The 1517-nt window shown below is 71.0% G+C and carries 1 protein-coding gene; it reads right to left on the reverse strand.

The window, feature by feature from the left end:
- Window positions 1–322: 322 nt before the first annotated feature.
- Window positions 323–1351, reverse strand: a complete 1029-nt coding sequence (locus Q8Q85_10375; GenBank protein ID MDP3774659.1) for an IS110 family transposase — start codon at window positions 1349–1351, stop codon at window positions 323–325.
- Window positions 1352–1517 lie beyond the last annotated feature (166 nt).

Consider the following 1517-nt stretch of genomic DNA (forward strand, 5'->3'; position numbering starts at 1 on the left):
CGGGGGTGGTAGCGTAGGGGCATGGCGACGACCTCGCAGGACCCGGCGGCCGGGCGGTTCGCGGCCTTCTCTGAAGCGGCGCACCCCGTCAAGCCCGGCCTCGCAGCCGGGTTGGGTTCTTGTTGTTTCGTCTTCCCCGAATGCGCTCGAGGTGCCGCTCAGCCTTCTCTACGCGCTCTCACTTGACGAGGGACTGCCTCGTCGGCGCAAGTGGGGTTCCGAAAGAGCGGCGGCGCTAACTATGCAACGGCCTCACCAGCGGCCATAAGCTGCGACGCGCTCACCGCTCGGGTCGGTCACACTCCACGCATCCGGTTCTGCCTTACGCTACTGCGACGTCCTTCACGACGGGCGCGCGGTACGTGGTCCCGTCCCGCCACATCGCATACAGAATCCCGGCCAGCCGCCGCGCCAACGCGACGGCCGCCACGTTGGTCCCGCGTCGCGCCGCAATCCGCTCCGCCCACGCGCGCAGCGGCGCGGCAGCGGGATCGTTGGAGCGCAGGATGCGCCAGCCGGCCTCGACCAGGAGCGCGCGCATCCGCGGGTTGCCGGTCTTGCTGATCCGCCCGCGCCGCTGCCGCTCGCCCGAGCTGTGCTCGCGCGGCGTCAGGCCGAGGTAGCCCTCCACCTGGTGCGCGGTGCGGAACCGGCGCACCTCGTCGAGCGTCGCGACGAACGCCACGGCCGTCACCGGCCCGATCGTGGGCGCCGTCCGCAGGCGCGCGAACAGCGGATCCGCGCCCGCCGTCGCCGCCAGCTGCTCGTCGGCCCGTTCGATCTGCGCGTTGACTGGGTCGAGGACGACCCGCAGCGGGGCCAGTTCCTCGAGCAGCTCGGGCGCGAGGGGCAGCGCCACGAGCTTCCGCTCCAGGTGCTCCGGGTTGCCGGTGGGCAGCCGCAGCCCCTCGCGCCGCGTCAGCGCCCGCACCACGTTGACGTAGCGGGTGCGCGTGCGGATCAGCGCGTCCCGCACCGCCAACTGTGCGCGCACGTGACGTTGGGCCGCCGAGGCCCGGTGGATCGCCCGGTAGGCGCCGAGCCGCAACGCCTCCATCAGGGTCCGCGCATCGCGCCGATCGGTCTTCACCCGGCGGCTCCGGGTGGCGTACATCGGGGCGAAGTTGGGGTCCGCCACGATCACCTCGTGCCCCAGCGACTCCAGGTGGCGCGCCACCCACTCGCTCTCCGTCGCGGCCTCCAGCAGAATCCGCGCTGGCGCCCGATTCCCCAGCACCGCGGTGAACCGCTCCCGGGTCGTCGCGATCCGGCGCTCCTCGATCTCCCCCGTCTCCGAGAGGATGCAGAGCTGGCTCTCGCGTTTGTGCAGATCAAGCCCTATCGTATCCATGGCGGCTGGCCTCCCCTTTGCGCCTCAAGAGCGCGTGTTAAGGTTGTGGGGCGAAGTCTGCCACCACGTTCAGTGGATGGCCAGCCGCTTCATCCTAACTGAGCCCTGTCCGTTGGCCCTCAGCCGCCCAGTGCCGTCACCGCTTCAATAAGCGAGGCAGACAAGC

The sequence above is a fragment of the Gemmatimonadales bacterium genome (assembly GCA_030697825.1).
In the GTDB taxonomy this organism is placed as follows: Bacteria; Gemmatimonadota; Gemmatimonadetes; order Gemmatimonadales; family JACORV01; genus JACORV01.